The 20229-nt window shown below is 74.3% G+C and carries 19 protein-coding genes; 9 read left to right on the top strand and 10 right to left on the bottom strand.

Annotation, left to right across the window (positions count from 1 at the left end):
* Positions 1-111 precede the first annotated feature (111 nt).
* A complete protein-coding gene (locus tag ABZ836_RS23535) occupies positions 112-1029 on the top strand; it encodes a transketolase (RefSeq protein WP_361145114.1) in 918 nt (305 codons plus the stop codon).
* A 164-nt stretch (positions 1030-1193) separates the two neighbouring features.
* Here ABZ836_RS23535 and ABZ836_RS23530 read toward each other — a convergent pair whose 3' ends face one another.
* The 4 genes from ABZ836_RS23530 to ABZ836_RS23515 all read right to left on the bottom strand — a co-directional run bounded on the left by ABZ836_RS23530 (position 1194) and on the right by ABZ836_RS23515 (position 5481).
* Complete coding sequence (locus ABZ836_RS23530) at positions 1194-2183, bottom strand: NAD-dependent epimerase/dehydratase family protein (protein ID WP_361145111.1); 990 nt, start codon at positions 2181-2183, stop codon at positions 1194-1196.
* A 69-nt stretch (positions 2184-2252) separates the two neighbouring features.
* Entirely contained in the window at positions 2253-2936 is a 684-nt protein-coding gene (locus ABZ836_RS23525) for a methyltransferase domain-containing protein (RefSeq protein ID WP_361145108.1), read from the bottom strand.
* Positions 2937-2982: 46 nt separating this feature from the next.
* Positions 2983-4653, bottom strand: coding sequence for a glycosyltransferase (locus tag ABZ836_RS23520; protein WP_356133069.1), 1671 nt, complete (start codon positions 4651-4653; stop codon positions 2983-2985).
* Positions 4654-4935: 282 nt separating this feature from the next.
* Positions 4936-5481, bottom strand: a complete 546-nt coding sequence (locus tag ABZ836_RS23515; RefSeq protein ID WP_361145105.1) for a MarR family transcriptional regulator — start codon at positions 5479-5481, stop codon at positions 4936-4938.
* 78 nt (positions 5482-5559) lie between these two features.
* Between ABZ836_RS23515 and ABZ836_RS23510 the strand changes: the two genes are divergently transcribed.
* Positions 5560-6777 carry an MFS transporter gene (locus ABZ836_RS23510; RefSeq protein WP_361145102.1) on the top strand — a complete coding sequence of 406 codons (1218 nt, stop codon included), beginning with the start codon at positions 5560-5562 and terminating at the stop codon, positions 6775-6777.
* Between the two features lie 124 nt (positions 6778-6901).
* Here ABZ836_RS23510 and ABZ836_RS23505 read toward each other — a convergent pair whose 3' ends face one another.
* Positions 6902-7573, bottom strand: a complete 672-nt coding sequence (locus ABZ836_RS23505; protein ID WP_361145099.1) for an enoyl-CoA hydratase-related protein — start codon at positions 7571-7573, stop codon at positions 6902-6904.
* A 311-nt stretch (positions 7574-7884) separates the two neighbouring features.
* Between ABZ836_RS23505 and ABZ836_RS23500 the strand changes: the two genes are divergently transcribed.
* The gene (locus ABZ836_RS23500; RefSeq protein WP_361145096.1) at positions 7885-8844 is read left to right on the top strand and encodes a GNAT family N-acetyltransferase; all 960 of its coding nucleotides are present in this window, start codon (positions 7885-7887) and stop codon (positions 8842-8844) included.
* Positions 8845-8976: 132 nt separating this feature from the next.
* On the top strand, positions 8977-9531 hold the full coding sequence (locus ABZ836_RS23495; protein ID WP_356133079.1) for a GNAT family protein: 555 nt from the start codon (positions 8977-8979) through the stop codon (positions 9529-9531).
* A gap of 6 nt (positions 9532-9537) precedes the next feature.
* Here the strand turns inward: ABZ836_RS23495 and ABZ836_RS23490 are convergent, their stop codons facing one another.
* Positions 9538-9981 (bottom strand): type II toxin-antitoxin system PemK/MazF family toxin, encoded by a 444-nt coding sequence (locus ABZ836_RS23490; protein ID WP_361145165.1) that lies wholly within the window; start codon positions 9979-9981, stop codon positions 9538-9540.
* A gap of 149 nt (positions 9982-10130) precedes the next feature.
* Entirely contained in the window at positions 10131-10544 is a 414-nt protein-coding gene (gene trxA / locus ABZ836_RS23485) for a thioredoxin (RefSeq protein ID WP_361145092.1), read from the bottom strand.
* Between the two features lie 205 nt (positions 10545-10749).
* Between trxA and ABZ836_RS23480 the strand changes: the two genes are divergently transcribed.
* Positions 10750-12159, top strand: a complete 1410-nt coding sequence (locus ABZ836_RS23480; RefSeq protein WP_356133084.1) for an NAD(P)/FAD-dependent oxidoreductase — start codon at positions 10750-10752, stop codon at positions 12157-12159.
* A 149-nt stretch (positions 12160-12308) separates the two neighbouring features.
* Here the strand turns inward: ABZ836_RS23480 and ABZ836_RS23475 are convergent, their stop codons facing one another.
* Positions 12309-12662, bottom strand: coding sequence for a tetratricopeptide repeat protein (locus tag ABZ836_RS23475; RefSeq protein WP_356133086.1), 354 nt, complete (start codon positions 12660-12662; stop codon positions 12309-12311).
* Between the two features lie 268 nt (positions 12663-12930).
* Here ABZ836_RS23475 and ABZ836_RS23470 point away from each other — a divergent pair, with 268 nt between their 5' ends.
* Entirely contained in the window at positions 12931-13806 is an 876-nt protein-coding gene (locus ABZ836_RS23470; protein WP_361145088.1) for an SGNH/GDSL hydrolase family protein, read from the top strand.
* A gap of 73 nt (positions 13807-13879) precedes the next feature.
* Here ABZ836_RS23470 and ABZ836_RS23465 read toward each other — a convergent pair whose 3' ends face one another.
* Together ABZ836_RS23465 and ABZ836_RS23460 are read right to left on the bottom strand one after the other, a co-directional pair.
* Positions 13880-14299 (bottom strand): CBS domain-containing protein, encoded by a 420-nt coding sequence (locus ABZ836_RS23465; protein ID WP_361145085.1) that lies wholly within the window; start codon positions 14297-14299, stop codon positions 13880-13882.
* A 119-nt stretch (positions 14300-14418) separates the two neighbouring features.
* A complete protein-coding gene (locus tag ABZ836_RS23460; protein ID WP_356133092.1) occupies positions 14419-15540 on the bottom strand; it encodes a YihY/virulence factor BrkB family protein in 1122 nt (373 codons plus the stop codon).
* A 267-nt stretch (positions 15541-15807) separates the two neighbouring features.
* Between ABZ836_RS23460 and ABZ836_RS23455 the strand changes: the two genes are divergently transcribed.
* From ABZ836_RS23455 to ABZ836_RS23445, 3 genes are all read left to right on the top strand, one after another.
* Complete coding sequence (locus tag ABZ836_RS23455) at positions 15808-17637, top strand: ABC transporter ATP-binding protein (RefSeq protein WP_356133094.1); 1830 nt, start codon at positions 15808-15810, stop codon at positions 17635-17637.
* Between the two features lie 95 nt (positions 17638-17732).
* Positions 17733-19202: an aminotransferase class V-fold PLP-dependent enzyme gene (locus ABZ836_RS23450; RefSeq protein ID WP_361145082.1), complete on the top strand. Its 1470-nt coding sequence runs from the start codon at positions 17733-17735 to the stop codon at positions 19200-19202.
* 53 nt (positions 19203-19255) lie between these two features.
* Positions 19256-20224: a serine/threonine dehydratase gene (locus tag ABZ836_RS23445; RefSeq protein ID WP_361145079.1), complete on the top strand. Its 969-nt coding sequence runs from the start codon at positions 19256-19258 to the stop codon at positions 20222-20224.
* Positions 20225-20229: the final 5 nt, after the last annotated feature.

The raw sequence follows: 20229 nt of genomic DNA, 5'->3' as shown, positions 1-20229 counted from the left end.
GCCGCAAGCGCACGCACGCCGCAAGCGCACGCACGCCCAACGCACGCCGCGGACGCACGCCTTGAGCGCACGCACGGCCCGAGCACCGGAACGAGAACGGGAGAACCTCAGATGGACACCATGCGCGACCGCTTCAGCCAGGTGACGACGAACCTGCTCGCCGAGGACCCACGCGTCGCCGTCGTCCTCGCGGAGATCGGCCGGGACGGCTTCGCCGAGGCCGCCCGCCGCCACCCCGACCGGGTGATCAACGTCGGCATCCGGGAGCAGTTGCTGATCGGCGCGGGAGCGGGCCTGGCCCTCACCGGCATGCGGCCCGTCCTGCACAGCTTCGGCAGCTTCCTCGTCGAGCGGCCCTTCGAGCAGGTCAAGCTGGACCTGGGACACCAGGGCGCGGGCGCCGTCCTGGTGAGCGCCCTCGGCTCCTACGACTGGCCGGCCGGCGGCCTCACCCACATGTCGCCCGGCGACGTGGCGCTGCTCGGCACCCTCGACGGCTGGACCGTGCACGTCCCCGGACACCCCGACGAGGCCGAGACCCTGCTGCGGCACGCGGTCGCGGCCGGCGACGACAAGGTGTACGTCCGGCTGTCCGCCCAGTCCAACGCCGTTGCCCGCCCCGTGGACGGCGCCCGCTTCCTGCCCGTGCGCCGGGGCCGCGCGGGCGTGGTCGTCGCCGTGGGGCCGATGCTCGAGGCGGTGACGGAGGCCACCGAGGGACTGGACGTCACCGTCCTGTACGCCACCACCGTGCGGCCCTTCGACGCGCGGGCCCTGCGCGAGGCCACCGGGGCCGCGGGATCCGACGTCGTCCTGGTCGAGCCCTACCTGGCCGGCACCTCGACCGCCGCCGCGGCCGAGGCCCTCGCCGACACCCCGCACCGGATCCTCGGTCTGGGCGTGGGCCGCCGGGAACTGCGGCGCTACGGCACGATGGCGGAACACATCGCCGCCCACGGCCTCGACGCCCGCGGACTCCGCGGCCGGATCACCGGATTCCTCGACGGGAACCACTCCCGGCGATCATGACGGACGGAAGACCGGCGGCCCCGGCGGCCCGGGCGGGCCTGTCGAGCGGCGGGCCAGGTGGTCGCCGCCGCCGGGGCGACCGGACCGTGTCGAGACGGCCCGCGGCACCGCGCCCGCGTCGGCCGGCCCTGCCTGACGGCGGCCGGTGGGACGGGCGCCGGGCGTCAGCCGGCGTACTCCTCCAGCAGGCGCCGCTCCCGCTCCGCGCCGAGCCCCGCGCGCCGGGGGCGGTCCAGGCCCGACTCCCGCTCCCAGGCCAGGGTGTCCGCCAGCAGTTCGGCGTACGGGCGGTGCCGCAGGCCGGCCGCCCGCGCCGCCGAGCCGTCGCGGGCCATCCAGCCCTCCCAGCCCTCCTCGACCAGCCACAGCGGCAGCGAGTCCTCGCCCGCCCACTCGGCGACGCCGTGCTCCAGCAGCCACGCGGACGGGGCGCTCACCACCGGACCGGTGTGACCACCGGCCGCCCGTGCCAGCTCGACCCACTCGGCGAAGGTGATCACGGGGCCCACGCTGTCGTAGATCCCGGTCAGGCCGCGCTCCGCCGACTCCACCAGCCACAGGGCCAGGTCCCGGACGTCGACCACCTGCACCGGGCTGCGCGGCACGTCGGGCACCAGCATCGGCTCCCGCGGTGCCCGCGCGGCACGCGCCACCCAGTAGCCGGCCCGGTCGCTGGCGTCCCCCGGACCGCCGATCAGCCCGGCCCGGGCCACCAGCAGCCGGTCCCCGACGGCCTCACGGCACGCCGCCTCGCAGGCCACCTTGGCCTCCCCGTACAGCTCCCGGTCGACCTCCTCCCGGTCGGTGGGGGCCAGGAGTTCGGCCGACTCGTCGTCGCCGAGCGCGGCGTGCGAGGCGTAGACGTTCCCCGTGGAGACGTACGACCAGTACCGCGAACGGTCGCCCAGTGCCTTCAACGCCCCCCGCACGAAGGCGGGTTGCCAGGACACGTCGAAGACCGCGTCCCACTCCCGGTCCAGCAGCCCCTCGTACGCCGACGCCTCCCCGCGGTCGGCCGCCACCAGCCGCGCGCCCTCGGCGACCTCGCCGCTCCTCCCGCGCGCCAGGCAGGTCACGCGGTGTCCCCGCCCCAGCGCCTGCCGCGCGATCTCGCGGCCCAGCCATGCGGTCCCACCCAGAACAAGAATCTCCATGTCCCCCACCCAAGCAGGCGGTTCGGGGCGGGCCAAGGGGAATCTGCCCAGGGCAGACGGCTTGCCGCCCTAGCCGGCGTCGCCCGCCGCGGGGGCGTAGAGGGAGCCCACCGCGGGCTGCCCGGTGCACCCCGGCCCCACGTCCGGATCCGCGCCCAGGTAACGGAACGCGAGCACGGGCCGCCGGGAGCCCTCCAGGGTGAGCAGCGAGCGCGCAGGGGAGTAGGCGAAGCCGGCCGCCCGCAACGCCGCGAGCGCCGCACGCCCGGCCGGCGAGCCGTCGGCCCACCGGATCAGCCCGGGATCGAAGTGGGCGAGCAGCAGACCGTCCGGCGCCAGCCAGGCCGCCGCCCGTGCCAGCAGCCCCAACTGGTCGCCCACGTAATGCAGTCCGTGCACGCACGTGATCAGGTGGTAGGTCCTGTCCGGCGCCCACGCGGACACGGAGGCGGTCACCAGCTCCAGCCCGGGCGGCAGGGGGGCCGGGACCGTCGGGCCCACCAGGTCCACCCCGGTGAGCACCGCGTCCGGCGGCAGTACCGCGGCGGCCGCCCGCAGCGCACGGCCCTCTCCGCTGCACAGGTCCAGCCAGGAGGGCGCGGGCCGCCCGGCCAGGGTCTCCAGGGGGTCCCTGCCGAGCTCGCGCGCGTAGCTGTTCACCCCGGACAGCCCGCGCTCCCGGTTCATGGCGTTGTTGGCGACCACCCACGTGCGCTCCAGCTCGGCGGCGGGGATCGTTCGAGGCGTTCTCATCCGCCCATGGTGTCCGCCGCGAGCCCGGATCCGCCGGGCGGGGTGGTCAGGAGGGCGAGGTCCAGGTGGTCGCCTGGCGCACCAGACGCCGGACCGGGCGGCGCAGTTGGGAGGGCAGCCGGCGGACCAGCGCACCGCCGCCCCGGCGGACCAGCGGGTGGGCCGCCGCGTGCCACACCACCCGGCGATGCGCCCCAGGACCGGGTGAACGGCCGACCAGCAGCCGCAGCTGCCCTCCCGTGCCGGTCCACGCCGGGGCCACGGCGCGCGAGGGGGAGCCCACGAGCGCGGGGGGCAGCACCGGGCCGCGGCCGCCCGCGGTGAGGCGGGGCCGCCGCCCCACGCCCAGCAACTGCCCGTAGGCCCACACCTCGTAGACCCCGGGCTCCAGGCACGGTTCGGTGGTCAGCGTCAGCGGGTCGACGGCGGTCTCGCCCGAGACGACCACCCGGTGCCGGCCGCCGCCGACCGGCTCCGTGCGGGGGCTCATGTCGGCGTCGGGGAACCACCAGCGGTCCCGCGCCGTGTCGTGGACCAGCAACTCGCCCCGGGCGTAGGCCAGCGGGTGCGGGACCTCCCAGTCGCCCGCCCCCTCGACGCCCTCGAGCAGCTCGGGATCCATCACCAGGCGCCCGTGCCGCTCCACCAGGGTCAGCGGCTCGCCGTCGGGGCGGAGCATGGCGATCGTGGTGGACAGCAGCAGCCTGCCGTCCCGCCACCGCATGCCGTCCACCGTGACCTGCGGGCGGATTCCCCTGACCCGGCGGGCCAGTGCGACCAGCGAGTCCAGCCGGCCCTCCTCCAACAGGGTGGCGCGCAGACGGGTCAGCGCGGGCAGCCCCTCGCGCACGCCCGGCGGGTAGCACTCGAGCGCCATCCGCCGCACCACCTCGAAGTGGCGCTCCAGGTCCGCGCCGGTCCGCTGCAGCACCCGCGGTTCGGTCACCGGCCGGAGCAGCTCGACCCGGTAGGAGCGGCGCAGCAGGAAGTCCTGGAGCGGCCCCGGCTCCGTGCCCTGCCTGATCGCCTCCACCACGGAACGGAGATGGCCGTAGTACACCTCCGGGGTGGTCGCGCCGCCGCTGTTGTTCCCGCCGTCCTCACGGCGGTTCCACACGTAGCAGGGGTACGAGCCGAGGATGGAGACCGTCTTCGCCCGCACGTAGGCGCGGGCCATGAAGAGCTGGTCCTCCAGGCGGACCCGTCCCTCGGGGAACTCGATGCCGTGCTCCAGGAGGAAGGCCCGCCGGAACATCTTGTGCGGCGTCAGGCTCTCCATCAGCGGCATGTCCTCGGCCGAGCAGCGCTCGACGTCCCGCTTGTAGAGGCTGTGCGGGCCCTGCATGGTGCCGATGGTCCGACCCATCACGATGTCGGAGCCGTTGCGGACCCCCATGCGGTGGAGCCGGTCCAGCGCCCCGGGCGTCAACTCGTCGTCCTGGTCGACGAACTGGACGTACTCGCCGCGCGCCGCCCGCACCCCGACGTTGCGCGGCCTGCCGGGCCAGCCGGAGTTCTCCTGGTGGATCACCCGCACGTGCGCGTACTTGGAGGCCAGGCGCTCCAGGCGCTCGGCGGAGTCGTCGGTCGACCCGTCGTTCACGTAGATCACTTCGTACGACTCGGGACCGAGGCTCTGGTGGAGCAGGCTGGGGGCGGTGCGTTCGACGTACGGACCCGCGTTGTAGACGGGAACCACGACGCTGACCTTGATCATGTGACGTCCAGGCGGAGTACGGAGGCGTGGGGCGGCGTCATCGTAGGGCCGCACGGGTCGGATGTCCGGTTCCGTCCGGGTGATCCGGCGTGTCGGGAGTGTCCGGTGCGTGGGGGTTGCCCGCGTGCGACCCGTCACCGCGCCCACCTGATGCGCCAGGGCGCACCACCGGCGCGTGCCACGTCCCTCGCGCCGTACGGCGCGAGGGGGAGCGCGCGGGGTGGGTCGGTGGAGAGGGGCGGGCACGCGGGTGCGTGGGGCGGCGCGGGGCGCGTGGGGCGGTCAGTCGCCGTGGACGCGGCCGGGGGGATCGATCCGCAGGGTGATCTCGCGGAGCAACTCCGCCAGCCGGGCGCGTTCCGCCGCGGGGAGGGAGGCGACGACCTCCCGTTCCGCCCGGCCGCGGAGCGTCACCGCCCTGCGCCAGACGTGCTCACCGGCCTCCGTGATCTCCACGTGGACCCGGCGCCGGTCGGTGGCCGCCGGAGTGCGCCGGACCCAGCCGGACCTCTCCAGGGCGTCCAGGCGCCCCGTCATGCCGGCGCCGCTGACGCCGAGGCCGGCCGCGAGCGCGGAGGGCGTGGCCCGGCCGGGGGTGTCCCGCACCATCAGCTCGTGCAGCGTCTCGAACTCGCAGTTCTGGAGGCCCACCTCCTCGAGCGCGAGCCGGGTGGCCCGCCGGAGATGCCGCACGATGCGGACCACCCGGACGGTGATGGCCTCCACCTCCTCGTCGAAGGGAACGCCGAGCTCTCGGCCCCGCCGCCGGGTGAGGTGCCGGTCCACCCAGTCCTCGCGACCGTCGCCCACGGTCTCCGGCGTTCCCATGGCGCGATCCTAGAGGGAGTAGGTGGTTGGCCTGATAAATTATTGACCGGTAATTAGATGGCGAACTAGCTTCCCGGCGTGAGCAGCAGACACGTCCTCCAGCATCGCGACTTCCGGCTCCTGGTCACCGGAGTGTCGGTGAGCGCCCTGGGCAACGCCATCACCCCCGTCGCGCTCGCCTTCGCGGTGCTCGACCTCGGCGGCTCGCTCACCGCCCTCGGTCTGGTCGAGGCCGTCTTCGCGACCTGCCAGGTGGTCACCATGCTCGCCGGCGGCGTCCTGGGCGACCGCTTCTCGCGCAAGCTGATGATGGAGGGGGCCTCCGCCGTCAGCGCGGTGGTGATGGCGGTCCTCGCCGCGTCCGTGCTGCTGGACGTCGACTCGATCGGGCTGATCGCCCTCCTCGGCGGCATCGGCGGCGTGGTCACGGCGCTCAGCCGCCCCTCGTCCAAGGCCATGACCCGGGTGGTCGTCCCGCTGGACGATCTCGCCGACGCGGTCGCGCTGCGCTCCCTGCTGGACAGCCTCTGCCGGACCCTCGGCTACGCGGTGGCCGGTGTCCTCGTGGCCGTGGTGGGCCCGGGTTGGGCCGTGATGGTGGACGCCGCCACCTTCGCCGTCGCCGCCGTCGCCTTCGGCCGGCTCGGCGTGCCCGACGCCCGCGCACCCCGCACCACGTCCCCGCTCGCGGACCTCGGCGAGGGCTTCGCCGAGGTGATGCGGCACAGCTGGCTGTGGCTGCTGATCCTCCAGGCGCTGCTCTACCACCTGTTCTACGGCGGGGCGCAGGCCGTCCTCGGCCCGGTGGTCGTGGGCGAGGGGGTCGGGCGGTCGGCCTGGGGCTTCGCCCTCTCCGCCCTGATGGCCGGCTTCGTGGTGGGCGGACTGCTCGCCCTGCGGGTCAGGCTCCGGCGGCCCCTGGCGGGCGGCGCGGTGCTGCTCGCCCTCACCGGTGTCTTCCCGTTGGCCATGGCCCTCTCGGACAGCCTGTGGCCGGTGATGCTGGGCGCGTTCGTGCACGGCGTGGGCCTGCAGATGTTCAGCGTGTACTGGGACCAGTCCATCCAGACCCACGTGCCGGAGGACCGGCTGGCCCGGGTGTACGCCTTCGACTCGGTCGGGTCCTTCGTGGCCAGGCCGCTCGGCCTGGCCCTGACCGGGCCGGTCGCCGCGGCGGTGGGCGTCGACGCGTGGCTGCTGGTGGTCGCCGCGGTCATCTCCGGGTCGTCCCTGGCGGCCGTCGCCTCCCGCGGCGTCCGCGCCCTCGAGGCGCCGGTGCCGACGAAGGTCGCCTGACGCCGCGCCCCGGCCGGCCTGTCGGCCCTGTCCGCCCTGTCCGCCCGGACCTGTCTCCGCGGCGGAACGGCCAGGGGCGCCCCCGGAGTGCTACGGGGGCGCCCGAGGGGCGGCGGGGGAGGGGTCAGCCCATGGGGTTGGTCGTGTCGCGGAGCAGTTCCAGCGCCCGGCCGTACATCCGCGACTTGATCGTGCCGACCGTCTCGCTCGCCTTGCCGGTCAGCTCGCCCGCCAGCTCCAGCGCCGTGGCGCGGACGGCGTCCTCCGGGACCGCCCGGTCCACGATGCCCGCGGCCAGCGCCTGCTCGCCGCCGAAGCGGCGTGCCGTCACCATCGCCTCGTGCGCGGTCTGCGGCGCGAGACGCGCCTGGATGAGCGCGGACATGCCGGGGGTGAACGGGATGTGGATGTCCGCCTCGGGCAGGCACCAGAAACCGCGGTCCGCGCGCATCACGCGGAAGTCGTGGGCCAGCGAGAGCATCGCACCGGCGGCGAAGGTGTGGCCCTGCAGCGCCGCCACCGTCACCACCGGCAGCGACAGCATCCGGGCGAACAGCGCGTGGACCGACACGACGTACTCCTGGTGCTGCTCGGCGTGGGCGAACAGCCAGTCCAGGTCGAGGCCGTTGGACCAGAACTTCCCCGTCGCGGCGGTCACCAGGGCCCGCGGACCCTCCGCCTTCTCCACCTCGTCCAGGGCGGTGTTCACCGAGGCGATCCAGTCCGGGTGGAACCGGTTCTCGCCGTCTCCGAGATCCAGGACGAAAACGTCGCCCTGACGGTCGAGCGTGGGCATGCGTGCTCCTTTGCGCGGGTTCGAGGCGGTGAGACCAACCTACTAGTCAGTAACTTATGGGGTCGCGGCCGGGCCTGGCAAGACACCCGCCGGCCGTGCGGGGAGGAAAACCGGTGGTGTGCCGTGCGCGCGGCCTGATAGGCATACGCGGCCCGGAGACCACCGGGCCGCGTCCACGGCCCGCTGCCGAGAGGAGGGGTACGGCATGTCCTCGCCCCGCACCGCCCCCGCGCTCGTCCACCCCCGGAAGGCCCGACCGGTCTGATCCCGGCCCAGGACGGCCGAGCGCCCCTCGACAGAGAGACCCGACCGTGAACACCGCATCCCTGTCCCTCCCGTCCGTCACCGTCCGCCCCCTCGCCGGGCCGGACGAACTCGGCCTCTTCCTCGGCCTGTCGTACGCGCTCGACGCGGAACTCGGCGCCGACCTCGAGCAGGGGCGCCGCCGCCCCGGCTGGCTGTGGGTCGCCGTCCAGGGGGACCGGCTCCTCGCCCGGCTCGCCTGGTGGAGCCGCCCCGGCGCCGCGGAACCGCTGCTGCTCGACATCCTCGACGTCGACGGCACCCTCCCCGCCGAGGACCGCCTCGCCGTCGGCGAACACCTGCTGCGCACCGCCATGTCCGCCGTGCTGCGCGACGGCGCGCCGATCCCGGAGTACACCCGGTTCGTGCCCTCGGGCTGGCGTGACAGGCCGGAGGTCCGGCGCGCGGTGGAGGACCGCATGGCGATCGCCGGACGCACCGGCGCCCGCCTCTTCGTCGAACGGCTCCGGCTGAACCGTTCTCCCGGCCTCCCCGTCCCCGCCCCCACGGGCCGCCTGGTCTTCCGCACGCCCCGCGGCGAGGAGGAGCTGACCGGACTCATGGCCCGCGTGCTCGAGGGAACCCTCGACGCCCACAGCGTGCACGACCTCACCACCATGACGGCCCAGGAGGCGGCGGCCGCCCAGTACGCCGACGAACTGGCCCGCTACCGCAGTCCACGGGACTGGTGGCGGGTCGCCACGCTGCCGGACGGAGACCCGGTCGGCTTCGTCGTGCCGGCGCACAACGGCTACAACCCGATCATCGCCTACCTCGCCGTGCTCCCCGAGCACCGGGGCAGGGGATACGTCGACGAGATCCTGGCCGAGGGAACCCGTGTCCTCACCGCGCAGAACGTCCCGCGCATCCGTGCCTCCACGGACCTCGGCAACGCCCCCATGGCCGCCGCCTTCGCCCGGGCCGGATACGTCGACTTCGAACGGGAGATCAACATGACCTGGAGCTGAGCCGTCACGCCGCCGGTGCCGGCCCCTCCGACTTCCGCCGTGCGGCGGGCGAGGACCGGCCTCCGGCGCCCGCGTCGAGGCGGGGGGCACCGCCGGTTGCCCCGTCCCGCCCACCGCGTCATGATCACCGCCATGACGACCGCCTTCGACGTACCCGTCCTCGACACCGGCGAGGGGTTCCTGCTCCGCCCCTGGCGGCTCGACGACGGCGACCTCGCCCTCGTCCGCGAGGCATCGGCGGATCCGCTGATCCCCCTGATCACCACCGTGCCCGCCACCTGGTCCGCGGCCGAGGGAGAGGCGTTCGTCCGGCGTCAGTGGAGCCGGGCCGCCGACCGGACCGGCTACCCGCTGGTGATCGAACGGGCCGCCGACGCGCGGCCGTTGGGCGCCATCGGACTGTGGCCCGTCGCCGACGACCCGCACCGGGCCTCGCTCGGCTACTGGACCGCCGCCTCCGGCCGGGGCCAGGGCGCCGCCGGAGCCGCCCTGCGGACGCTCACCCGGTGGGCGTCGGCCACGCTGCGGCCGGCCCGCCTGGAGCTGTACATCGAGCCCTGGAACACCGCCTCGCTGCGCACGGCCGAGCAGGCCGGGTTCACGCGCGAGGGACTGCTCCGCTCGTGGCAGCGGGTGGGCGACCAGCGGCGGGACATGTACATGTACGCCCTGGTCGCCCACCCGTAGGCGGGCCTACCGCCACCCGTACCGTTCACGCAGGCGGTGCACCACCAGGTTGAAGCGCATCCGGTCCAGCGCGCACGCCTCGCGCCGCATGCCGCCGTCGTGCACGCGCAGGACACGGTCCACCGCCACCCACGAGGGGCGCCCGGAACGGTCCCAGGGACCGCTGCCGATGGGGACCCAGTCGCGGTCGCCGTCGTGGTCCTTGCTGGAGAGCTGCACCGCGAGGAGCGTGCCGCCCGGCTCACGGGCCACCACCAGCACGGGGCGGTCCTTGCCCCGGCCGTCGTTCTCCTCGTAGGGCACCCACGTCCACACGACCTCACCCGGATCCGGGTCGCCGTCGTGGGCCGGGGAGTACTCGGTGCGGACCCTGCCGACGGAACGCGGGTCCGCCTCGGTGGTCGCCGACGGGCCGGTACGGCCCGGGACTTCGTCGATGGGAACGGTCATCGCCCCACCGTAGAAGGGCCGTTGACCAGCGGCGGCGGCGGGGTCGGCGCGGCGGCCGGACCGCCGGCCGCGCAGCAGACCGCCCAGCCGGCGCACCGCGCCGAACACGCCGGATCCTTCGCCCCGGCCGCCCCGGCGGGGCACCCGGCTCAGACCGTCCCGCCGGCCTGGTCCCCGGCGCCGCCGCCCTGCTCCTCCTTGGCCTGCTGCGCGGCCACCGAGCGGCGGACCTCCTCCATGTCCAGCCCGCGCGCCTGGCCGATCAGGTCCTCGAGCACCGGACCCGGCAGCGCCCCGGGCTGGGCGAACACGGCCACCTGGTCCCGCACGATCATCAGCGTCGGGATCGACTGGATGCCGAAGGCCTGGGCGAGCTCCGGCTGCGCCTCCGTGTCCACCTTGGCGAACAGCAGGTCGGGGTTGTCCTGTGCGGCCTTCTCGTACACCGGCGCGAACTGCTTGCACGGCCCGCACCAGTCGGCCCAGAAGTCGATGAGAATGAACTCGTTCTCGCTGACCGTCCGGTCGAAGTTCTCCTTGGTGAGCTCCACGGTGCTGCTCATGAGCTGAATTCCTCTTCCTGGTGTCGGTGCGGCTGTCTCCGTCCGGCCATCGACGACAACGGCACGGCCCGGCGGGGTATTCCGTTCGCCCCATTCGGCCGACTCCGTGCCGCCGCCGCGACCGGGCGGACCCGTCCGGCCCAGCGGACGGTCCGGCGCGCCTACCCGGGTGGCCAGGACCCACACCACCCGGAAGACTGACGCCATGACCGAGAACTTCTCCTACGACGTCGTGGTGATCGGCGCCGGACCCGTCGGCGAGAACGTCGCCGACCGCACGCTCGCCGCCGGACTCTCCACCGCCGTGGTGGAGAGCGAACTCGTCGGCGGCGAGTGCTCCTACTGGGCGTGCATGCCCAGCAAGGCGCTGCTGCGCCCGGTGATCGCCCACGCCGACGCCCGCCGCACCCCCGGCCTGCGGGCCGCCGCCCGCGGACCCCTCGACGTCGCCGAGGTGCTCGCCCACCGCGACGAGTACGCGGCGCACTGGAAGGACGACGGGCAGGTCGAGTGGCTCGAGGGCGTCGGGGCCCGCCTGCACCGGGGCCACGGCCGTCTCGCCGGCCCCCGCACCGTCACCGTCACCACGCCCGACGGCCGCACCGAGACCCTGACGGCGCGGCACGCGGTCGCCGTCTGCACCGGCAGCGCCGCCGCGCTGCCCGGCCTGCCGGGGCTGCGCGACGGCGCCGTCGCCCCCTGGACCAGCCGGGAGGCGACCTCCGCACGCGAGGCCCCGGGCCGGCTGCTCGTGGTCGGCGGGGGAGTGGTCGCCACCGAGATGGCCACCGCCTGGCAGGCGCTCGGCAGCAAGGTGACCGTGCTGGTGCGCGGCGGCGGGCTGCTGGAGCGGATGGAGCCGTTCGCCGGGGAGCTCGTCGCCGAGACGCTGCGCGAGGCCGGGGCCGAGGTGCGCACCGGTGTCTCCGTCACCGAGGTGACCAGGGAGGACGGCACGGTGGTCGCCACCACCGACGCCGGTGACCGGCTGGAGGCGGACGAGATCCTCTTCGCCACCGGACGCCGGCCCCGCACCGACGACCTCGGACTGGAGACGGTCGGCATCGACCCCGGCTCCTGGCTCCGGGTCGACGACACGCTGCGCGTCGTCGGCAGCGACTGGCTGTACGCGGCGGGCGACGCCAACCACCGCGCGCTCCTCACCCACCAGGGGAAGTACCAGGCACGGATCGCAGGCGACGCGATCGCCGCCCGCTCCCGCGGCGAGGCGCCGCCGACCGCCGCCACCGCCGACGACGGCGCCGTGCCGCAGGTGGTCTTCACCGACCCCGAGGTGGCCTCCGTGGGACTCACCCTCGCCGAGGCCGAGCGGGCCGGCCACCGGGTGCGCGCGGTGGACGTCGACCTCGCCACCGTGGCGGGCGCCGGACTCTACGTCGACGGCTACCGGGGGCGGGCCCGGATGGTCGTCGACCTCGACAAGGAGACGCTCCGGGGCGTCACCTTCGTCGGCCCCGGCGTGGCCGAACTGCTGCACTCGGCGACCGTCGCCGTGGTGGGACAGGTGCCGGTGCCCCGGCTCTGGCACGCCGTCCCGGCCTACCCGACGATCAGCGAGGTGTGGCTGCGCCTCCTGGAGGCCTACCGAGGCTGACCGCCGGGCGCCCGGCGCGGGCGCCCGGTGCGGGCGGCCGGTGCGGGCGCCCGGGCCGCGGCCGACCGCCGGGCGTCCACCGCGGCCGACCGCCGGGCGCCGCCCCGGACGGGTGCGCGCGAGCCGTTCCCGTCCGGGGCGGGGACGGCTCACACGTCCTCGAACTCCCCGGCCATCGCCGCGGCCAGCCGCAGGTGGGGCCGCGCCTCCTCGTGACGGCCCTGCCGCTCCAGGGTGCGCCCGAGGAGCAGCCGCGCGTACCGCTCCACCGGGTCGCGCTCCACCAGCCGGCGGCACTCCGCCTCCGCCCGCCGCAGCTGCGCCGAGTGGTAGTAGGCCCGTGCCAGCAGCAGCCTCGGGCCGCTCTGCTCCGGGACCTCCTCCACCAGCGGGCCGAGCACCCTCGCCGCGCCCGCGTAGTTCTTCCGGTCGAAGTACTTCCGGGCCCTCTCCCAGCGCTCGGCCGGCGTTCCGTAGTCGTAGTACGACCTGCTCGTCTCCACGTCGACCTCCCTTCGCCCGCCTGAACCCCGCGCGGCGGCGGGCTATTCCGGCCCGTCCTCACGGCGGCTCCCGGGGCCCCGGAGCCGCGGTCACGACGCCCGTCGAACTTTTTGTCACGACGAGACACGTCCAGATTGTTGACAAGTCCCTGTCAGGGCCGGAGATTACGAGCGAGTAACCACCGCATGTGCCACCAGAGCCGCCACCGTTCGCCGCCCGCACGCGTCCACGGCACGGCACCACCGTGCCGTCTTCCAGGAGGAACCGATGCCGCACCCCGCCCGCCGCCTGCGCAGAACCCTCGCCGCCGCCGTCGCGGCGAGCGCCGTCGCCCTCGGGCTCGCCGTCCAGCCCGCCCAGGCCGCCGACCCGCTCGACTACGTCGCCCTCGGCGACAGCTACAGCGCCGGATCGGGCGTCTCGCCCACCGACTTCAGCAGCCCGCTCTGCCTGCGCTCCCAGGTGAACTACCCCAAGGTGATCGCCGGCCGGACCGGCGCCCGGCTCACGGACGTCACCTGCGGCGCCGCCCAGACCAAGCACTTCACCCAGGCCCAGTACCCGCTGGTCCCGCCGCAGGTGAACGCGGTCACCGCGGACACCGACCTGATCACGCTGACCATCGGCGGCAACGACAACAGCACCTTCATCGGCGCGCTGCTCGCCTGCGGCTCCGCCGGCGTGGTCACCGGCGGCTACGGCAACCCCTGCGAGGCCCTGCACGGCAGCCGGTTCACCGACGCCGTCGACGAGAGCACCTACCCGGCGCTGAAGAGCGCCCTCGCGGCCGTCCGGGCCAAGGCGCCGAACGCGCGGATCGCCGTCCTCGGCTACCCCTGGATCACCCCCGCGACCTTCGACCCCAGCTGCTTCTCCAAGCTGCCCATCGCCCGCGGCGACATCCCCTACCTGCGGAACCTCCAGGGGCACCTCAACGACACCATCGCCCGCGCCGCCCGCGAGTCGGGCGCCGTGTACGTCGACTTCGCCCAGGCGTCCGAGGGCCACGACGCCTGCAAGCCGGCCGGAACCCGCTGGATCGAGCCGGTCCTCGGCGGCAACAGCCTCGTGCCCGTCCACCCCAACGCGCTCGGCGAGAGCCGGATGGCCGACCGCACCATGGCGGTGCTCGGCCTCGACTGATCCGGAAATGGCGAAGCCCGCCCCTTCGGCGCCTCGGCGCGGGAGGGGCGGGCGTTCGCGCGGTCCGGCGGTGTCAGGACCGGGAGTAGACGCTCTCCACGAAGTCGGCGAGCTTGTCGTCCGTGAGGTGGTGCGCCAGGTCCGACTCGCTGATCATGCCGACCAGCTTCTTGTTCTCGATCACCGGCAGCCGCTTGATCTGGTGCCCCCGCATCTCCTCGAGCACCTCGTCGACGTCGGCCGAGGCGTCCACCCAGCGCGGCGTGCCCTCGGTGAGGTCGGCACAGGTGACCTTGGAGGGGTCCTTGCCCGCGGCGACGCACTTCACCACGATGTCGCGGTCGGTGATGATGCCCTGCATCCGCTCGTCGTCGCCCGCCACCGGCAGCGCCCCCACGTCGAGCTCCCGCATCAGCTGGGCGGCCCGGTCCAGCGTCTCCCCCGCGGGGATCCACCGGGCGCCCGGGTGCATGATGTCCTTCGCCGTCGTCATGTCGTCACTCCTCCTCGAAGGGTTCGTGCGCGATTGCCGTTCCTCGGGTTTCCGGACCGCGCAGAACAAACCGGAGTTCCGGGTTCCGATCGTCGCCGGTCACCGTGGGCCCGCGGACGTCACGCCCGGTCGTCGCCCTCCATGCGGCGACGGTCGTCCTCGTCCCAGGCGGTGGTGTCCCGGGGCTGGGTGTACGGCTCCTCCTCCGGCGGGTGACCGCCCGCGACGGCCCGCTGCCGGACCGTCTCCGCGTCGAACTCCAGGCCCAGCAGGATGGCCAGGTTGGTGATCCAGAGCCAGATCAGGAAGATCACCACACCGGCCATCGTCCCGTAGGTCTTGTTGTACGAGCCGAAGTTCGCCACGTAGAACGCGAAGCCGGCCGAGGCGATCATCCAGAGGAACAGGGCCAGGAAACTGCCCGGGGTGATCCACCGGAACCCCTTCACCTTGGCGTTCGGGGCCGCCCAGTAGAGGAGCGCGATCATCAGCGTCACCAGGACGATCAGCACCGGCCACTTGGCGAACGACCACACCGTCAGGGCCGTGTCCCCGATGCCGAGGGTGGTGCCCACCTGGCGGGCCAGACCGCCGGTGAAGACCACGATGATCGCGCTGGCCGCGGTCATCACCATCAGCACCACGGTGATCCCGACCCGCACCGGCAAGACCTTCCACACCGGACGGCCCTCCGGGATGTCGTAGACGGCGTTGGCCGCGCGGATGAACGCCGCGACGTACCCGGACGCCGACCAGACCGCGAGCACCAGACCGGCGATCGCCACGATCGAACCGACCCCGGCGCTGCCCTGCAACTGGTCCACCGCCCGGGTCAGGACGTCCCGGGCGGGCCCGGGCGCCAGCTTGGTGACGTTGTCCATCACCCGGTCGGTGGCACTCTGGCCCATGATGCCCAGCAGGGAGACCAGGACCAGCAGGGCGGGGAAGAGCGAGAGCACCGCGTAGTAGGTCAGCGCCGCCGCCCGGTCGGTGAGTTCGTCGTCCTTGAACTCCTTCAGGGCGCCCTTGAAGACCTTGCCCCAGCGGGGTTTGGGCAGGTCGGTCGGGCTGTCGGGGGCGTTGCGCTCCACCGCCTCGGAAGGCCCGAACTCCTGCGCGCCGGAGCCTCCGCCGCCGTGACGCCGCTCCTGGCCGGCATCGGCCGGCCCTACGGGGCGCCCGCCGCGGTCGGCGTCGCCCTCGCCGTGGTCGCCACTTCCTGGAAGATGCATTTTCGCCATGCACGCCGGGTATCCTGCGCGCCTCCGGATACGCACGGGGGTACGGGGAGCCATCCGGGCGGGGGACTCCCGCCGCGCGGACAGGCCCCGGACGGCCCCGGACTGCCCCGGACGGGCCTGGGTGGGGCAGCTCCCGGCCCTTCTCCGGCCCGCGGACCGCGGCCGAAAAAAACGCTTGGACGAGGCGAAGCGCCCCACGGAAGACTTCCGGCTCCGGGTTCATCCCAATTGTCCTGCCCGGACGCACCACGACCCCTAGGCGCACACATGGACTCGCCTGAGAAACCGCAGGGCCCTCGCCGAGGGCCCGTCCTTCTGGCACTCCGCCACTACGGCCGGGAACTCGCCCGGCTACGGCGCTTCACCGTCCCCGCCCTGCTCCTCCCGGCGCTGGGCAACATCGGCCTCTACTACGTCGCGCCGCTGATCGTCGCCAAGCTCATCGGCCACGTCGCCGGTGACGACGACGCTGGCGGCACCGCCGGATCCGGCTCCCCGCTCCCCTACGTCCTCGGCTTCGCCGGCGTGCTGCTGTTCGCCGAGGCGCTCTGGCGGCTGGGCCTGCACTGCCTGAACCGCCTCGACGCCTACGGCATCGAACACCTCTACGTCGTCGGCATGGACGAGCTCTACGCCAAGGACTCGGCCTTCTTCCACGACAACTTCGCCGGCTCCCTCACCAAACGGGTCCTCAGCTTCGCCACCCGCTTCGAGGAGTTCGCCGACACGCTGACCTTCAACATCATGGGCAGCTTCGTGCCGCTCGCCTTCGGTTCCGTGGTCCTGTGGAACTACGACCCGCTGCTCGTCGTCGGGCTGCTGACCATGCTCGCCGTGACCGCCGTCTGCGTGGTCCCGCTGATCCGCCGTCGGCAGAGGCTGGTCGCCCGGCGGGAGGAGGCCATCGCCCGCGTCTCCGGACACGTCGCCGACAGCCTGATGAACATGGAGACCGTCCGCGCCTTCGCCGCCGAGCGGCGCGAAGCCGCCGAACACCGTTCCCGGGTGGCCGAGTCACGACGGCTCACCCTGCGGTCCTGGGACTACGGCAACCTGCGCATCGACACGCTGATCGCCCCCATGTCCGTCCTCACCAACCTCCTGGGACTGACGCTGGCGGTGTCGCTCGGGGGCGGCTCCCACAGCGTGGAGGCCGTCGTCGTGGCCTTCACCTACTACACCAACGCCACCCGCATCATGTTCGAGTTCAACCAGATCTACCGCCGTCTGGAGAGCTCGATGACCGAGGCGGCCCAGTTCACCGAACTGCTCCTGGAGCCCCCGACGGTGCTCGACCCGCCGGAGCCCGAGCCGCTGCGCCCCGACGGGTCCGACGTCCGCTTCGAGCGGGTGACGTTCGCGCACGGGGGCGGCAAGCCGCTCTTCGAGGACCTGGACCTCGCGGTCCCCGGCGGGTCCAAGATCGGGCTGGTCGGCCGTTCCGGCGGAGGCAAGACCACGCTGACCCGGCTGCTGCTGCGGATGACCGACATCGACCGGGGCCGCATCCTGATCGGCGGACAGGACATCAGCAAGCTGCGCCAGGCCGACCTGCGCAGCATGATCGCCTACGTCCCGCAGGAACCGGCGATGTTCCACCGCACCCTGAAGGAGAACATCGCCTTCGCCAGACCGGACGCCACGGACGCGGAGATCCGCCGCGCGGCCGAGGCCGCGCACGTCACCGAGTTCGCCGACGCCCTGCCCGACGGCTTCGACACCATGGTCGGCGAACGCGGCGTCAAGCTCTCCGGGGGCCAGCGCCAGCGGGTGGCGCTCGCCCGGGCCATCCTGCGCGACGCGCCGGTGCTGCTCCTCGACGAGGCCACCAGCGCGCTCGACTCGGAGAGCGAGATCCTCATCCAGGAGGCGCTCTGGCGGCTGATGGAGGGCCGCACGGCACTGGTGGTGGCCCACCGGCTCAGCACGGTGGCCGGCATGGACCGCCTGGTGGTCCTGGACCGGGGGCGGATCATCGAGCAGGGCGCCCACCAGGAACTGCTCACCGCGGGCGGCGTCTACGCCAAGCTGTGGGAGCACCAGTCCGGCGGCTTCCTCGAGGACGACGACCCGGTCTGGGCCGACGACCCGGCCTGACCCGACCGGCGTCCGCCGCGCCCCGGCACACGGGGGCGCGGCGGACGCCGTCGGAGGTCTGGTCCGCCGCCGCCCCCGTGTTCTAGGTTGCGCGCATGTCAGATCTGCCGGGCCGGACCACGGCCGACGTCCTCGCCCGCCTCGACGCGCTGCGCGCCGCCGACCTGCCGGTGCGCGGCGGCCGGACCATGGCCTACGTCTACGACTCCGGACTCGACGAGGCCGAGGAGCTGGCGCTCGCGGCCCAGGCCCGGGCGGCCGGCGTCAACGGGCTGGACATGACCGTGTTCCCCAGCGTCGTCGCCCTGGAGAACGAGGTGGTCGCCCGGGCGGCCCGGCTGCTCGGCGGCGACGCGCGCACCGCGGGCGTGTTCACCAGCGGCGGGACCGAGAGCTGCCTGCTCGCCGTCCTCACGGCGCGGGAGCACGCCCGCCGCACGCGCGGGCTGCGGGGCGGCGCCGAACTGGTCCTGCCCACCACCGCGCACGCCGCCTTCCACAAGGCCGCTCACCTCTTCGGTCTGGACGTCGTGGAAGTGCCCGTCGACCCGGTGACCTGCCAGGCGAGGGCCGAGGACATGGCCGCCGCGATCACCGGCCGCACCGCCCTGGTGGTGGTCTCCGCCCCGTCCTACCCGCACGGCGTGATCGACCCCGTCGCCGAGGTCGCCGCCGAGGCCGCCGCGCGCGGGGCGCTCTGCCACGTCGACGCCTGCATCGGCGGCTGGTACCTCGGCCATCTCCGGCTCGCGCATGACGCCCCCGAGCTGCCCGTCTTCGACCTCTCCGTCCCCGGCGTCACCTCGCTCTCGGTGGACCTGCACAAGTACGGGTACACCCCCAAGGGGGCCTCGGTTCTCCTGTTCCAGGACGCCGGCCTCCGGCGCCACGGCTGGTTCGCCCACGCCGGATGGCCGGGCTACCCGGTGGTCAACCCCACGCTGCAGGGCACCCGTTCGGCCGCGCCGCTGGCCGGCGCCTGGGCGGTGCTGGAACACATCGGCACGGACGGGTACACCGCGCTCGCCCGGCGGGTCCACGCGGCCACGGCCCGGCTCGCCGAGGGCATCGCCGCCGTGGACGGCCTGCGGGTGCTGGGGCGGCCCCGCGCATCCCTGCTCGCCGTGGCCTCCGACGACCCGGCGCTGGACCCGTTCGTGCTGGCCGACGAGATGAGGACGGCCGGCTGGTACCTCCAGCCCCAGCCGGCCCGCGGCTCCTCCCCGGCCAACCTGCACCTGACCGTCACCGCGGCCGCCGCCGACGAGTCCCGGACGGGTGAACTGCTGGCCGAACTGGAGAAGGCGGCCTCGCGGGCACGGGCGGTGGGGCCCGCGGTGGTGGACCCGGAGATCGCCGCCCTCGCGGCCGCCCTCGACCCGGACACGCTCGGTCCCGAGGAGGTCGCCGCCGCCCTCGCGATCGCCGGGGTCGCCGACGACGGCACCCTGCCCGGGCGGACGGCGCCGGTCCTCGCCGTGCTCCAGGCCATGCCACCCGCTCTGGCGGAGCGGCTGCTGCCGGAGGTGATCGGGCGGCTCTACCGCTCCGGGTCCGACCACTGAGAGGATCGGATCCGTCCGTCCCCGTCCCCGTCCCCGTGCCCGGAGGAGCCCAGGTGCAGCACGCCCCGCTCGCGTACCACGACGTCAAGACCGCCGCCGACCGGATCGCCGGGCGGGTGAGGCCGGTCGCCGTGGCCCCCACGGAGCCGGGCGCGTTCGGCGACGTCGAGGTCCGTCTGGCCCTGGAACTGCTGCAGTTCACCGGCACTTTCAAGGCGCGGGGCGCGCTCAACTTCGTCGAGGCGCACCGGGAGGCCGGCACGCTGCCCGAGGCCGGGGTGACCATCGCCTCCGGCGGCAACGCCGGGGTGGCCTGCGCCTGGGCGGCCCGCCGGGCCGGGGCACGCTCCACCGTCTTCCTCCCGGCCACCGCCCCCGACGTCAAGGTGCGCCGGCTGCGCGAACTGGGCGCCGACGTGCGCCTGGTGGGCTCCGAGTACGCCGAGGCGGCGGCCGCCTGCGAGGAGTTCGCCGCCCGGAGCGGCGCGCTCGCCTCCCACGCCTACGACCACCCGCTGATCGCCGCGGGCGCGGGGACGCTGTTCGAGGAGATCCACCGGCGCGTTCCCGGCCTGGACACCGTGGTCGTGGCGGTGGGCGGTGGCGGACTCCTCGCCGGCGTCGCCACGGCCGCCCGCGCGCACGGGGTGCGGACCGTGGCGGTGGAGCCGGAGAACTGCCGCGCGCTGCACGCCGCGCTGGAGGCGGGACGCCCGGTGGACGTCCCGGTCCGCTCGGTGGCCGCGGACTCGCTCGGCGCCCGCAGGGTGTCCGCCGACGCGCTGGCGGTGGCCCAGGACGACTCGGTGCGCCCGGTGCTGGTGCCCGACGCGGCGATCGTCCGCACCCGCCGGCTGCTGTGGGAGGAGCGCCGGCTGGCCGTGGAACACGGCGCCGCGGCCGCCCTCGCCGCGGTCCTGCCCCCGGAGGGCCCCGGTCACGGCTACCGTGCCGAGCCGGGGGAGAAGATCTGCGTGGTCCTGTGCGGGGCCAACACCGACCCCGCCGACCTGGCCGCCTGACGGGA

It is taken from the genome of Streptomyces sp. NPDC047130 (assembly GCF_040643475.1).
In the GTDB taxonomy this organism is placed as follows: domain Bacteria; phylum Actinomycetota; class Actinomycetes; order Streptomycetales; family Streptomycetaceae; genus Streptomyces.
The sequence above is the reverse complement of the archived record's forward strand: the minus strand, read 5'-3'. Positions and strand labels throughout refer to the sequence as shown.